Here is a 13,778-nt window from a genome sequence, read left to right on the forward strand (position 1 = left end):
AGTGGAGGCATGAAAAATTCTCCAGTCAAGGCGGCCACCGCCGCCATGCCGCACAAGGCGGCCATTCTTGCCATTATCCTCGTCAGCTATGTGATGATCGTGCTCGACACGTCCATCGTGCTGACGGGCTTGCCGAAAATCCAGCAGGAACTGGGCTTGACGGACACGGGCCTGGCCTGGGTGCAAAGCGCCTACACGCTGACCTTTGGCGGCTTGCTGCTGCTGGCCGCGCGCGCCGGCGACACGTACGGCCGGCGCCGCCTGCTGCAGCTGGGCCTGGCGCTGTTCACGGTGGCGTCGCTGGCCATCGGCCTGGCGCGCTCGCCCGCCATGATGATCTGCGCGCGCGCCATCCAGGGCGTGGGCGCGGCCATCCTGGCGCCATCGACGCTGGCCCTGCTGCAAACCACCTTCACCGAAGCACGCGAACGCACGCGGGCCATCGCCCTGTACAGCGCCGTGGCGGGCATCGCCGCCAGCGTGGGGCTGGTGCTGGGCGGCGTGCTGGCCGAATGGCTGTCGTGGCGGGTCGGGTTCTTCCTCAACCTGCCCATCGGCGCCGCCATGCTGGTGGCCGCGCAGCGCTGCATCGCGGAAAGTGAAACGCGCCAGGGCCGCTTCGACGTGGCCGGCGCGGCCAGTTCCACCCTCGGCATGTCGGCCCTCGTGTATGGCTTGATCCGCTCGGCCGGCGCCGGCTGGGGAGACGTCCTGACGCAAGGCGCATTGGCGGCGGGCATGTTGCTGCTGGCCGCTTTCATCGTGATCGAGCGGCGCGCCGCGCAGCCGATCCTGCCGCTGCGCTTGTTTGCCGACAGGCAGCGCAATGCCGCGTACGGGGCCAGGGTGCTGTTCCTGGGCGCCATGATCGGTTTTTTCTTTTTCACCACGCAATTTTTGCAAGTGGTGCTCGGCTATCCGCCAGCGTTGACGGGCCTCGCTTTCCTGCCCATGACCCTGGTCAATTTCGGCGTGGCCCTGTGCGTGCCCCGTTTGACGCGCCGCCTGGGCAATGCGCGCCTGCTGGCCACGGGACTGGCAACGACCTTGCTGGGCATGGCGTGGCTGAGCAGAGTCGACGCGGACACGCTCTACTGGCTGGGCGTGGCCCTGCCGATGGTGCTGATCGGCGCGGGGCAGGGCATGGCCCTGAGTCCCCTGACGGCGGCTGGCGTGGCCGGCGTGCCGGTGCAGGATGCGGGCGCGGCATCCGGCATCGTCAACGTGGCGCACCAGCTGGGCAGTTCGCTGGGGCTGGCGACGCTGGTGGCGATCTCGGCTGTTGGCGCGCACCAGCTGGCGGGCGTGCCGCTGCTGGCGCACCGCGTCACCGTGGCCCTGGGCAGCGCGGCCGCCATGCTGGCGCTGGCCTTGCTGCTGGTGCTGTCATGCCGCCGGCGCGGCTGAGCACTCGCGCAGCAATCGGCCGGACGCGCTGGGCGGCGGCGTCAAGCTTGCACTGGCGCAAGGCTTTGGCGCCGTGATGCTGTACGGCGGTGTGGCTGCCTGCCTGTTCGCCGTGGCCAGCTGGCTGGTGTTTGGCGCCGGGAGGACGAGCGCGCCAAGGGGCGGGGAGGCTATAATCCGGGCACGTTGACAAGTGTTGCTCAACGTCATTACGAGGCCGCCCATGCATAAACTGATTTCCGAACTCACCCGCCTGTACCTGTTCGAGCAACAGCAGCACTGCGTCGATGCGGGCGGCGGCGTGCGGCCGCTGACGCCGGCCGTGCTGGCCCTGCACCTGGCGGGCGAACAGACGGTGGCCGTGCAGCTTGTGAGCGAAAGCGGCCTGGCGCGCGCGCTGGTGCTGGAGTTTGGCGGCAAGGGCGGCGGCGAGGCGCACTGGAGCGCGTTGTGCACGATCGCCAATGCCGTGCAGCATGAGCTGGACTTGCCGGCGCCCGCCGTCAGCATCTCGGGCACGGCGTTCCAGCTGTGGCTATCGCTGGCCACGCCCGTGCCCGTCGCCCAGGCGCGCCAGTTCGTGCAACTGCTGCGTTCCACTTTTTTACCCGCCCCGACCGATATCCTCGCCGTGGCGCCGCCCGCCTATGTGGAGCAGGTGGCGCTGCCGCCGTGTTTGCAGCCAACGGGCAAGTGGGCCGCCTTCATCCACCCCAGCATGGGCGCCGCCTTCGTCGACGAGCCGGGCCTGGACATGCCGCCGCCACCTGCCGCCCAGCTGGGCTTCCTGGACAGCTTGCGCAGCATCAACCCGGCCCAGTTCGCGCAGGCGCTGGCCAAGCTGCAGGGACATGCGGGGCTCGTCGACGCCGCGCCCGCGCCTGCGCCCGTTCCCGCGCCATCGCCAGCGGTCCTGCCCGTCGCGCAGCCAGGCTTGCTGCTGCAGGACGCCACCCTGGAAGACATCGTGCGCTGGCTGCACGCGCGCCATATCGAGCCGACGTTCCGGCACAAGCTGCCCTGATTGGCGCCAGCATTGCCGTGGCATCGTGCACTTGTTGCGCAAGTGCAACCAGCGAAATAAATATCCGCATGGTGGTATTTGGAGATTGTCTTTCTGGCATGCCGGCGGGAAGATACAGACTCTTCCATAATAAAAACGGGGATGGCCATGCAAGGGACTCGCTTTTTTGCCGCAGCACTGATCATGTCGCTGCCATGCACGTCGGCCCTGGCCGTCGTCACCGTCAGGAGCCTGACGGCGAATATCCAGAAGGAAAAGAATGCCGTAGACCTGGGCCAGGAGCTCAATGGCTTTTTCAAGCATGGCGGCTGTTCCTTGCCCAAGGAACTCGTGAAAAAGCTGGACAAGAAAGACAAGGCGTACATTCCCGGAGAGCTGAAGAACATACTGGCGCGCGACCTGACGGCCGATGTCGACAAGTATTCGGGGCAGAGCGTGCTCAAGGTCCTGAATACGGCGACGTTCATCGACACGAAGTCCAATGCCAGGCAAGTGACGTTGACCGGCGCGGAAACGTATGCCGGCTACGATCCGCTGCACAATATGGATACGCAGACGAATAATTTTGCCTATGCGATGGATTGTTCGGGTTTCCTGAATTCGTCCATCAGCGTTGCTGGCGGCATTTCCGGCAACGACGGCGCCATCGCCGCGAAAAATGCGCTGGAGACAAAGAAATCCATGCTGGCGGTGAAGGCCTCCGTCTTTTCCCCGATCGCGCTGGCCATTTCCCCTGATATCGGCGGCAATCTGAGCCGTCGCCAGCGCATCAGCGTCCTGTATTCGCTGTCGCGGGAAGTCAGGGGGGCGGACCCGGCCGCGCCCGAGACGACCAGGGTGACGTCGGGCAGGATGCTGCCCGCGGTGTGGATTTCAAGCGCGGGCGCGTCCTCTTTCCAGGGCGAGACCAATTTGTCAGGCAACGGCAGCGCGGGCATCGGCGTGCTGTCCGCCTCGGGCAGCACGGCCGGGAATGCGACTTTTTCGAAAAGCATCGCGTTCAGCCAATTTGACACCTACATCATCAACTCGCAGGAAATTGCGACGGTGGAAGCGGATTTGAAGACCATCAATGAGACGGTCGTTCAACTGGTCAACGCGACGCTCAGCGCCACGCGCCTGCTACAAATCGGCAAATCCTTCCAGGTAGTCTTTGACTTGCCGCGCCTGGTTTGTCAAAAAAACTGGAGCATCAGCAGTCTCAAGTCGGCGGACGTGGTCGTGCCTGGCACGGTACAGACGGCGTGGGACGGGCAGAAAGGCTGCGAAATGATGATCCAGCCCGCATCGCCGTTGGCAAGCGATGAAACGGGCCTGGTGTTGCAGGCGGCCAGCGATTTGACGCAGGGCCTGCAGTTCGTGCTCAAGGCGCCCATGCCTTGATGGCTGGCGGCCGCCTGCGCCGCGGGGTCTAAATCCACAGGTCATTCTCGGCGCTGCGCGCGCTCCTGGCGCCATCGCCCGTGTTGAGCACGCCCCGTGGCTCGATCAGCATCAGCTGGACCTCGGCGCTGGCGCTGGGCCTGTGTTCGACGCCTTTCGGCACCACGGCCAGCTGGCCGGCGCGCAGCACGATGGTCTCGTCGCCCGCGGGTCCGCCACGCATGTCGATGCGCAGCTCGCCCTCGAGCACAAAAAAGGCTTCGTCCGTGCCCGCATGCCGGTGCCATGGGAATTCGCCCTGCACCTTGACGACCTTGAATTGATAGTCATTCATTTCCGCCACGACGCGCGGCTGCCATTGCTCGTGGATCAGCGCCATCTTGGCGGCCAGGTCGATGCTCGTGGATTGACCGCGCTCGGCGGGCGTGCTGGCGTGGGCTTGGGGATGGGACATGCGGTTCTCCGTTGAATGCAGGTGCGCCAACGATACGCCGGCGGCGCGCCCGCGTATTGAACGATCGTGGCCGCGTCAGCCAGGGGCTGCGCCCTGGACGATGCTCAGCCAGCGCCCCGGCGTCAAGCCATAGGCCTTTGAAAAATGGCGCGTCATGTGGCTCTGGTCGGCGAAACCCGCGCCGACGGCGGCGTCGGCCAGCGGCGTGCCGGCGATTAGCATGCGGCGCACCGCGTCGAGGCGCCGCATCGTCAGATAACGGTAGGGGCTGGTGCCATAGAACAGGCGAAAGTCGTGCGACAGGCTCCAGCGGTCGCGCCCCGTGGCGTGCTCCAGCTGTTCCAGGGTGACGTGCTGTGCATGGCGCGCGTGCAGATACTCGCGTGCGCGCCGCGCCGCCAGGAAATCGCCGTTCTGGCGCCGCCCGGGCAGGCCCGCGACGGCGGCCAGCGCGCGCACCAGTTCGGCCAGGCCATCGCTCTGCTCCAGTGCCTCGATCGCATGGTGGACGGGCTGCAGCAAGGCCGCCGTGGCCGCCGCGACGCGCGCATCACTGCTGACGCCGCCTTCGAGGAAGGGCAGCGCCTGGCCGCCGAGCACGTCCTGGAAGAGGCTGGGCTGCACGTATATCATGCGGTACTGAAAGCCTTCTTCGCTGCCGGCCTGTCCGTCGTGGGCTTCGTCGGGATGCAGCACCATGGTGTTGCCAGGCAAGCTGTTTTGCTTGCCACGCCGATAGTGAAAACTCTGCACGCCGGCCAGCGTGCGGCCGATGGCATACGTGTCATGGCGGTGCATGGCATAGGCGTTCCCGTGAAACCAGGCTTCGATGCGTTCCACGCCCTCCACGGGCGCGGCGCGCCGGACCCAGTCCGTCTGCTTGTCGGCTACTCGGCGTGTCATGTCAGCGGCATCCGTACATCAAGCCGCCATTTCCCTTGCCAGTGTCCATACCAGTTCCCCCGCGCCCATTTCGCGCGCCAGCGGCGCGCCCTGGCCCGCCCATTGCGCGGCGAATTCGCTGTCGCCGTGGCGGCTCGCCAGCGCGTTCAATTGCTTGGCAGCATCGTAGGCGACGGGATAATCGGCGGGTGGCGGGCTGCCCGGCGCTTCACCATGCTCGATCAGACGGTTCACCATGCCGCGCGCCAGGCGGCCCGAGAGCACGCTGGTCAGGCGCGTGCTGGCGGCTCGCGCGCTTTGCAGGTTGGCGCGGTAGCCCGCACCGGCCGACGATTCCGGGCACAGCACGAAGGCCGTGCCCAGCTGGGCGGCCGCCGCGCCCAGGTCCAGCGCGGCGCGTATGCCTTGCCCATCCATGATGCCGCCGGCGGCGATCAGGGGCAGGCGCGTGCGGCCCGCCAGCAGGCGCAGCAGCACGCTGGTACTGTGCCGCTCGTCCGGCGCCTGCGGGTCGAAGGCGCCGCGGTGGCCGCCCGCTTCCACGCCCTGCGCGACGATGGCATCGACGCCCGCCTCTTCAATCAACGCTGCTTCGTGCACATTGGTGGCCGTGGCCATGGTGTAGATGCCGGCCTGGCGCAGGGCGGCGATCTGCTGCCGCGCCGGCAAGCCGAAGTGAAAGCTGACGACGGCGGGGCGCTGTTCCAGCAGCAGGGCAAACGCCGCCTCATTGCCGAGAAACGTTTGATAGATCTCGTCGAGTTCCGTTGGCACGGGCGCGCCCAGCCCCGCGAACAGGGGTGCCAGATGGGCCAGCCAGGCCGCTTCTCGCCCTGCATCGCGCACCGCCGGCGCATGGCAAAACACATTGATATTGAACGGGCGGTCCGTCAGCGCGCGGGTGTCCACGATCATCTGGCGCGCCTGCGCCACGCTGCCGGCGCCGATGGCCAGCGATCCCAGGCCGCCCGCCTGCGAGACGGCGGCCGCCATGCGCGGCGTGGAGACGCCCGCCATCGGCGCCTGGATGATGGGGTATGGCAGGGCGAGGCGTTCGAGGAAGGAGAGGGAGGTGCTCATGATGTGTCTTTCATGAAGTTGAGGGTATTGCTCAGTATTCGTATTTTGAGAATATAATAGCATAATCGTTTTCAAGTAGAGAATATGATGGACCTCGAATCCCTGAAGATCTTTTGCTGCGTGGCCAGTGAACTGAGCGTCACCCAGGCCGCCACCCGGCTGGGCCGCGCGCCGTCCAGCGTCACCACGCGCATCCAGCAACTGGAGGCCGATATCGGCGCAGAACTGTTCGTGCGCACCAACAAGCGCATGGCCCTGTCGGCGGCTGGCGGGCGCTTTCTCGACTACGCGCAGCGCCTGCTCGTCCTGGAAGAGGAAGCGCGGCACGTCGTCACGGGCGGCAGCGAGGGCGGCACCTTGCGCGTGGGCAGCATGGAAAGCACGGCGGCCAGCCGCCTGCCGGCGCTGCTGGCCGCGTATCACGGGCGCCATCCGGCCACGCGGCTGGTGCTGAGCACGGGGCCGTCGCGTCCCCTGCTCGAACAAGTGCGCACGGGCTTGCTCGATTGCGCCTTCGTCGCCTTGCCGCCTGCGTTTGACGCGCCCGCCGCCCTGGCGGACCTGGGCCTGGCCGCGCACGCCGTCTGGCGCGAAGAGCTGTGCCTGCTGCTGCCGGCCAGCGAAGCGCCCGTGCGGCACGCCAGCGAGGTGCGCACACGCTCGCTGGCGGCGTTCCCGCAAGGCTGCACCTACCGGGCCCTGGCGGAAGACCGGCTGGGCATTGCCGCATCGACCGACTGGCGTGTGCAGGAGATGCACTCCTATCACACCATGATCGCCTGCGTGGCGGCCGGCGCCTGCGTGACCCTGCTGCCGGCCAGCGTGCTCAAGCTCTCTGACGCGCCGGCCAGCCTGCAGACATTGTCCGTGGGCCAGGTCGATACCTTGCTGGTGTGGCGCGCCGGTTTTGCTCTGCCCGCTTTCCGGAATTTGCAGGCGCAACTGGACGCGGTGGCGCCATGAGCGCCGCTCTCCGCCTGCGTCCGGCCATCGAGGCGGCGCTGATCCTGGCCATCGGCATGGGCTTTGGCCGCTTCGCCTTCACGGCCATCTATCCGCACATGGTGGAAGAGGGCGTGCTGACCCTGCGCGACGGCAGCCTGGCCGCGTCGGCCAATTACGCGGGGTATTTGCTGGGCGCCATCCTGGCCGTGCGCGCCCGCGCCCGCAGCGCCCACCGCCTGTGCCTGTGGTCCGTCGCCGGCACGGTGCTGTGCCTGGGCGTGCTGGCGTCAGCCATGCCGGTCTGGCTGATCGTCGCCGTGCGCGGCGTGGCCGGCGTCTTCAGCGCTTTGTCGATGGTGGCCGCGTCGCTGTGGCTGCTGGAGCAGCGCCGCCATGCGCGCGGCGCGCCGTTGCTGTACGCGGGCGTGGGCGTGGGGATTGCCGTGTCGGCCGAATTGCTGGTGCTGGCGGCGCATTGGGGCTTGCACAGCGGCGGCATGTGGCTGCTGCTGGCCGGCGCGGCCCTGCTGGCGGGCCTGGCGGCCGCGCCGGGCCTGGCCGCCAGCGGGCAGGCGACGCCGGCCGACCTGGCGACACCGGCCGCCGCCAGCGCGCCGCCCGTGGCGCCGTGGCCGCTGGTGCTGATCTACGGCCTGGCGGGCCTCGGCTACATCGTCACCGCCACCTATCTGCCCGTGCTGGTGCAATCGGCCTTGCCGGCGTTGAATGCCGCCCACGTGTGGGCCGTGTTCGGCCTGGGCGCCGCGCCGTCGTGCTTCCTGTGGCATCGCCTGCATGCGCGCCTGGGCACGCGCCGCGCGCTGCGCCTGAATCTGCTGCTGCAAGCCCTCGGCGTGGCGCTGCCCGTGCTGGCGCCATCGGCGGCCGGCTACCTGCTCAGCGCTGTTCTGGTGGGCGGCACCTTTGTCGGCACGGTGACGATCGCCATGCCGGCCGCGCAGCGCGCCGCCGTCAGGGCAGGGACCAATATGATGGCCATCATGACGGTGGTGTATGGCGTGGGCCAGATCATCGGTCCCGTGCTGGCCGAAAGCCTGCATGCGCAGTCGCACAGTTTTAATAGTGCGCTGCTGGCCGCCGCCGGCGTGCTGCTGCTGGCCGTCGTGGCCAGCCTGCGCCTGTAACGCTCAGAGATCGAAGGCGCGGCGCATGAAGTCGCGCCGCAGCGCGTTGATCCTGGCGGAATCGCGCGTGTAATACAGCTTATTGGTCAACAGCACGGCGTAGCGGCCGCGCCGGGGGCTGAGCCACATGGCCGTGCCGGTGAAGCCCAGGTGGCACCAGATGTCGTCCTGCGGCCCGCTGCCTGCCGCCGGGTGCCAGAACAGGCCGCGCGGCGGGTTCAGGGTTCCCGTTTGCACCGTCAGCGAGTCGCGTACCCAGCCGGCATCGACCACTTCGCCGTGCCGCCGGTCCTGCGCCAGCATGGCATGCAGGAAGCGCTGCAGGTCCCGCACGTTGGAAAACAGGCCGGAAATGCCGCATACGCCGCCCAGCAGCCGGGTTGAAAAATCATGCGTCACGCCGGCGAGGTGCGCGCCCGCCTGCTCGCAGTATTCGGTGGGCGCGACTGGCTTGCCATGCTGTGGCGGCACAGGACCGTAGCGCGTGGCGTCCATGCCCAGCGGGCGCAGGATGTGCTCGTCCAGGGCCTGGTCCAGCGGCATGCCCAGCAGGCGCTCGATGACGAAGCCGAGGATCAGCGCCGCGCGGTCCGTGTAGGCCACCGCCTGGCCCGGCACGCCTTCCAGCGGTTCGCGCAGCACGCCGCGCACGATGTCTTCGCGCACGTCGCCATAGCTGGCGCGCAGGCGGGCCCGCAGCGGCAGGCCGGCCGTGTGCGTGAGCAGCTGGAAAATCGTGACCGGCGCCAGCGCGTAGCCTGCCGTGCCGGGCAGCAGGTCGGCCAGCCGCTCGTCCAGGCGCAGGCGCTTGCGGCTGACCAGCCAGCCCGTCAGCGACCAGACGCTGATGATCTTCGTCAGCGAGGCGATGTCGAACAGCGTATCGGTGCGCATGGCGGCGCTGGCGGGATCGGGCGTGAGGCGCCCGGCCGCGCCCGGCACATGATTGTCGATGCCGCCGACGGCCCAGGCGGCGCCTGGAAAAATCTGTTGCCGCACGCCGGCCTCCACCAGCGCCGTGCATGGGTCGGTCAAGTCGCTTGTCGGCATGATGATCGCCCCATGTCGGCCGCGTCCGGTTCCGCCACTCCCAGCCAGCGCGCCACCGATCCGGCCACCCAGGTTCCCTCGTCCAGCGGCAAGTCGTGGCCCGCGTCGCCGTGGATCAGGCAATCGGCTTGCCAGGCGCGCGCCAGGCGCTGCGAGCAGCGGTGGTCGACCAGGCGGTCCTGCGCGCCGGCCATCACCAGCACGGGCATGGCCGGGCGGACGCGGGGCGCGCGGTAGCGGGCGGCCGACAGCAGCTGGCGCAGCGCGTTGCGGCGGCTGACGGGGTATTCCTGCTGGAAGCGCAACCAGTCGGTCAGCAGGGCGGGGTTGCCAGCGGCATGCCGGCGGCTGGTCAGGCGCAGGATCAGCGCCTCCTGGCTGCGTGCATCGCCGACCAGCAACTGGCGCAGCAGGGCGCCGTAGTTCTGCCAGCGCAGGCGCTGGTAAAACGGACTGAACGGCCGCATGCTGGTATTGATGAGCACGCAGCGGACGATTTCCTGCGGGTAGCGGCTCGCCCACTCCACGGCCACCATGCCGCCCAGCGACAGGGCCAGCAGATGGTACGGTGCGGGGATGCCGCGCGCCCGCAGGTCCTGGCGGCAGCTTTCCACCATGTCGCGCACGCGCGTGGCGCTGTCCTGCCGGTGGCGCGTGCCATTGCCGGGCAGGTCGGGCGTGATGATGCGCGCGCCGGGCAGGGCGCGCGCCAGGGTGGCGGGAAAATCGCCCCAGTGGCGCTGTTCGCGCATCAGGCCGCGCAGCAGAATCCAGGTGGGCGATCCGCTCATGCTTCGTACCACTGCGCCAGCGCGCGCCGGCGCTGGGCCTTGCGGGCCAGGCCTTCCGGCACCCAGCGGCCATGGCTGCTGGCGGCGCGCATGAGGAAATCGAACCAGACCAGGTGGCGGCGCAGCACGCGCTGCAAACGGTGCGCGGCCGTGGGATTGAAGATGCTGACCCGGTTGAACAGCTGGCGCGGGTTTTTCTTGACCCACAGCCACGAGCCCATTTCCAGGGTCAGCGGCAGGAATACGCGCGGGCTGTAGCTGGTGCCGTTCAAGTACAGATAGTCCCACAGGTCGCCATGCGTGCGGTATTGCCGGCTCTGCGGCTCGAACACATAGTTGTGGTTCGGATAGCTCTGGCTGAACAGTTCTTCCAGCGCGCCGATCTCGGCCAAGTGTTGTATCGGCACCTTGGTGTGCGCGTGGGGAAACCAGATGCGGTCGCGCAAGCCGAAGCCGGAATGGCAGTCGAGGGCCATGCTGAACTGGCGCGACAGCAATTCGCGCTCGACGAGCTCGCACACGGCGGCGCTTTCCGCTTCCATGGCCGCATCCGGCGCGCCCCGGTACCAGGGCAGGCGGGGGCTGTAGCGTTGACCACCGAGCATGAACGGCACTTTTTCGCGCGCGCTCAGCGGTGCATTGCGCATCAGGTCCACGCCGCGCGGATTGCAGCGCGTGGCTTGCCACATGCCGCCCGGATTGACCAGCGGCATGAACACGAGGCGCAGGCTCTCCAGCTGCCGGTGCAAGGTGGCATCCCAGCGCAGGCGCGCGACCAGACTTTCCAGAAACGACAGCAGCACTTGCGTGCCGATGCGTTCGAGGCCGTGGATGCCGCCGAAAAAGCCCAGCACGGGCACGTCGGGACCGGGATTGCCCATGGCGATCGAATACACGGGAAATTCGCGCCCATCCATGGCGATGCTGCACGGCGCGGCCACTTCCAGATGGGAGCCGCCTTCGTCGATGAGGCGTTTCAGCATGACCAGCTCGGGCAGATTCTTTTCGATCATCAGGCGTCTGAAAGGAAGAGTAGCGGCCAGTGTAGCCGAAATCCGCGCCGCGCCCGACGTCACGCATGACGAAATACAGGGATGGCCGGCATGTCACGAAGCCGTCATGTTTGCTGTGTAGCCTGTTGCAGTTGACGCAAGGATTATTAATTTGAAACACCGTCCTGCGTCCTGGCTCACTCCTCACACGATAGCGACAAGAGAGCGATATGACAGGCAGCCCGGCATCCGTCCATGTGCTTGCGCTGGCCGGGTGCCTGCTTCTGCTGGGCTTCCTGGCCGCGGCGGGGCCCGTGCGGGCGCAGCCGCTTGACGCCGGCGTCTGGCAATTCGATATTCCGGCACAACAGCTGGGCGACGCGCTCGACCTGTACAGCCGCCGCACGGGCATCGCCGTGCTGATGGACCAGCGCCACGCGCAGCGCCAGTCCGCCGCCGTGCGCGGCGCGTATGCGCCCGGCGCGGCCCTGCAGGCGCTGCTGGCGGGCACGGGCCTGCAGGCGCGCCAGTCCGATGCGCAAGCCGTCATCGTGTATCTGCCGGCCGGCGCGCCCGGCGTGGCGGACCTGCCGCCGCCCGCCGTCGTGGCGGCCGCCGACATTCCCGGCGCGCTGCATGGCGGCAGCGACCATGCGGCCTATGTCAGCCGGCTGCAGCACGTGCTGCTGGGCTTGCTGTGCCGCGCGGCGCAGACGCGTCCCGGCGCCTACCGCCTGGCGCTGCAGCTGTATTTGAACCGCGCCGGCGTGGTCGACCGCGTGCAGCTGCTCGACACGACGGGCTTGCCCGCGCGCGACAAGGCCATCGCCCGGCTGGTGCTGGGCATGCGCGTGGGCGCGGCGCCGTCGCCCGCGATGCCGCAGCCCGTCTCCATCCTGCTGCTGCCGGAAGGGCCGGGCAGCGAAGTCGATTGCGCCCCCGGCGCGGGCGGAAACGCGCCATGAGCATGCCCGACCTGCGCGCGACATTGAAGCGCCACCTGAGTGCGCGCTATGCCGTGCTGCGCGGACGCCTGGAGCGCGTCGTCGGCTGCAAGCACAATGCGGCCGACGCGCTGCAGGAAACCTGGCTGCGCCTGGAAGCGATGGCGCAGCCCGCCAGCGTGCACAATCCCGACGCCTATCTGCTGCGCATGGCGGCCAATATCGCCACCGATGCCTACCGCCGCGACCAGATCATCGTCACCGAGCGCGAGCGCGACGAGCTGATGCATATCGGCGAGGCCGCCGCGTATAGCGACGACATCGCCGACCCCGCGCGCATCGTCTCGGCGCGGCTCGACGTGCAGGCGCTCGATGCGGCGCTGGCCAGCCTGTCGCCGCGCCGCCGCGCCATTTTGACGGGCGCCAGGGTGGACGGCTTGCTCAACGAGGAAATCGCCGAACGCTTCGGCATTTCCGTGGCGATGGTGAAGAAAGAATTGCAGGCCGCCATGCAACACTGTAAAACGTGCATGGCCGACGCCGATGCGGCCCAGCGCAGCGATGTGTCGGGCCGGCGTAAATATTGATGATGCTCATGAACAGTGAAGACGGCGATCGCCGCGACCTCCCGGACAATGCCGACAGCGACGCCGCCATCGGCCGGCAAGCCGACGCCTGGTGGGCGCGGCTGCGCTCGGCCGATTTCACGCGCGCCGATGCCGACGCCTTGCGCGCCTGGTGCGCGCGCAGTCCCGCGCATGCGCGCGCCTGGGGCGAACTGCAGCGGCTGTGGCAGGCGCTCGATCCCGCGCTGGCCCGGTCGGCCGCGACACCGCAGCGGGCGGCCGTGCTGGCGTTTCCCTCCCGGCCGGCGCGCCGCGCCTTTCTCGGCGGCGCGCTGGCGGCCGGCGTGGCCGCGCTGGCCCTGCGTCCGCCCCTGGGCGCCTGGCCATCGTTGCAGGAGTTGCGGGCCGACTACCGCACGGGCACGGGCGAGCAGCGCCAGCTGGCCCTGTCGCGGCAGATGACGGTGCAGATGAATACGCAGACGCGCATCAATGTCAATGCGCAGGAAGCCATCGAACTGCTGGCCGGCGAGGCGGAAATCCTTGCCAGCGGCGCGCGCCTGCCCGTCAGCGTGCAGGCGGGCAGCGGGCGCTTGTTGGCGCAGTCGGCCCGCTTCAACGTGCGCCACACGGACGATGCCGTTTGCGTCACCTGCCTGGCGGGCGCCGTCGACGTGCTCTGGCAGAACCGCCGCCAGACCCTGGACGCGGGCCAGCAGCTGGTGTACGACGCACAGGGCGTGCAGGCGGCGACCAGCGCGGCGGCAAGCGAGGTCAGCGCCTGGCGCACGGGCGCGCTGTCCTTCGCCGGCAAGCCGCTGGCGGACGTGGTGGCCGAGATCAACCGCTACCGGCCGGGCAAGGTGCTGCTGCGTAATCCCGAACTGGGCCGGCGCCTCGTGCGCATGCGCTTTTCCATCAGCCAGATCGATGGCGCGCTGGCCATGATACGCGACCTGACGGGCGCGCAAATGACCAGCCTGCCGGGCGGCATCGTGCTCCTGCGCTGACGCGCTTTCCCGCGCGGCGCCGTTGACAGAAAATATTTTTCAAAAAACAGTATCCCTTCCGTCGTCCAGCTACGTCATGGAGGC

14 protein-coding genes are annotated in these 13,778 nt (G+C 68.4%); 8 read left to right on the forward strand and 6 right to left on the reverse strand.

Features of this window, described 5'->3' with window-relative positions:
• Positions 1-9 precede the first annotated feature (9 nt).
• The 3 genes from BM193_RS15235 (at position 10) to BM193_RS15245 (ending at position 3,814) form a co-directional block, all read left to right on the forward strand.
• On the forward strand, positions 10-1,407 hold the full coding sequence (locus tag BM193_RS15235; RefSeq protein WP_092797324.1) for an MFS transporter: 1,398 nt from the start codon (positions 10-12) through the stop codon (positions 1,405-1,407).
• A 223-nt stretch (positions 1,408-1,630) separates the two neighbouring features.
• Positions 1,631-2,431: a TOTE conflict system archaeo-eukaryotic primase domain-containing protein gene (locus BM193_RS15240; protein ID WP_092797325.1), complete on the forward strand. Its 801-nt coding sequence runs from the start codon at positions 1,631-1,633 to the stop codon at positions 2,429-2,431.
• Positions 2,432-2,614: 183 nt separating this feature from the next.
• Positions 2,615-3,814: a hypothetical protein gene (locus BM193_RS15245; RefSeq protein WP_092832417.1), complete on the forward strand. Its 1,200-nt coding sequence runs from the start codon at positions 2,615-2,617 to the stop codon at positions 3,812-3,814.
• A 28-nt stretch (positions 3,815-3,842) separates the two neighbouring features.
• On the opposite strand, the gene BM193_RS15250 is transcribed toward BM193_RS15245, so the two are convergent.
• From BM193_RS15250 to BM193_RS15260, 3 genes are all read right to left on the reverse strand, one after another.
• Positions 3,843-4,268, reverse strand: a complete 426-nt coding sequence (locus BM193_RS15250; RefSeq protein WP_092797327.1) for a cupin domain-containing protein — start codon at positions 4,266-4,268, stop codon at positions 3,843-3,845.
• Between the two features lie 75 nt (positions 4,269-4,343).
• Positions 4,344-5,171 (reverse strand): AraC family transcriptional regulator, encoded by an 828-nt coding sequence (locus tag BM193_RS15255; protein WP_092797328.1) that lies wholly within the window; start codon positions 5,169-5,171, stop codon positions 4,344-4,346.
• Between the two features lie 18 nt (positions 5,172-5,189).
• Positions 5,190-6,251 (reverse strand): NAD(P)H-dependent flavin oxidoreductase, encoded by a 1,062-nt coding sequence (locus BM193_RS15260; protein WP_092797329.1) that lies wholly within the window; start codon positions 6,249-6,251, stop codon positions 5,190-5,192.
• An 87-nt stretch (positions 6,252-6,338) separates the two neighbouring features.
• Here BM193_RS15260 and BM193_RS15265 point away from each other — a divergent pair, with 87 nt between their 5' ends.
• Both BM193_RS15265 and BM193_RS15270 read left to right on the forward strand, forming a co-directional pair.
• On the forward strand, positions 6,339-7,214 hold the full coding sequence (locus tag BM193_RS15265) for a LysR substrate-binding domain-containing protein (RefSeq protein ID WP_092798010.1): 876 nt from the start codon (positions 6,339-6,341) through the stop codon (positions 7,212-7,214).
• On the forward strand, positions 7,211-8,341 hold the full coding sequence (locus tag BM193_RS15270; protein WP_092797330.1) for a YbfB/YjiJ family MFS transporter: 1,131 nt from the start codon (positions 7,211-7,213) through the stop codon (positions 8,339-8,341). Before BM193_RS15265 ends, BM193_RS15270 begins: the two co-directional genes overlap by 4 nt.
• 3 nt (positions 8,342-8,344) lie before the next feature.
• Here BM193_RS15270 and BM193_RS15275 read toward each other — a convergent pair whose 3' ends face one another.
• From BM193_RS15275 to BM193_RS15285, 3 genes are read right to left on the reverse strand one after another with little or no spacing between them, the layout of a single operon-like run.
• Positions 8,345-9,391, reverse strand: coding sequence for a serine hydrolase domain-containing protein (locus BM193_RS15275; protein ID WP_092797331.1), 1,047 nt, complete (start codon positions 9,389-9,391; stop codon positions 8,345-8,347).
• Positions 9,373-10,182 carry an alpha/beta fold hydrolase gene (locus BM193_RS15280; RefSeq protein WP_092797332.1) on the reverse strand — a complete coding sequence of 270 codons (810 nt, stop codon included), beginning with the start codon at positions 10,180-10,182 and terminating at the stop codon, positions 9,373-9,375. The genes BM193_RS15275 and BM193_RS15280 overlap by 19 nt, the downstream gene beginning before the upstream one ends.
• A complete protein-coding gene (locus BM193_RS15285; RefSeq protein ID WP_092797333.1) occupies positions 10,179-11,195 on the reverse strand; it encodes a M14 family zinc carboxypeptidase in 1,017 nt (338 codons plus the stop codon). Before BM193_RS15285 ends, BM193_RS15280 begins: the two co-directional genes overlap by 4 nt.
• Before the next feature lie 209 nt (positions 11,196-11,404).
• On the opposite strand from BM193_RS15285, the gene BM193_RS15290 reads away from it, so the two are divergent.
• From BM193_RS15290 to BM193_RS15300, 3 genes are read left to right on the forward strand one after another with little or no spacing between them, the layout of a single operon-like run.
• Complete coding sequence (locus BM193_RS15290; protein WP_139176088.1) at positions 11,405-12,139, forward strand: STN domain-containing protein; 735 nt, start codon at positions 11,405-11,407, stop codon at positions 12,137-12,139.
• On the forward strand, positions 12,136-12,705 hold the full coding sequence (locus tag BM193_RS15295) for an RNA polymerase sigma factor (protein ID WP_092797335.1): 570 nt from the start codon (positions 12,136-12,138) through the stop codon (positions 12,703-12,705). The genes BM193_RS15290 and BM193_RS15295 overlap by 4 nt, the downstream gene beginning before the upstream one ends.
• Positions 12,706-12,713: 8 nt before the next feature.
• Positions 12,714-13,694, forward strand: coding sequence for a FecR family protein (locus BM193_RS15300; protein WP_092798011.1), 981 nt, complete (start codon positions 12,714-12,716; stop codon positions 13,692-13,694).
• The last annotated feature ends 84 nt before the right edge of the window (positions 13,695-13,778 follow it).

The sequence above is a fragment of the Janthinobacterium sp. 344 genome (assembly GCF_900112025.1).
Lineage (GTDB): Bacteria > Pseudomonadota > Gammaproteobacteria > Burkholderiales > Burkholderiaceae_D > Janthinobacterium.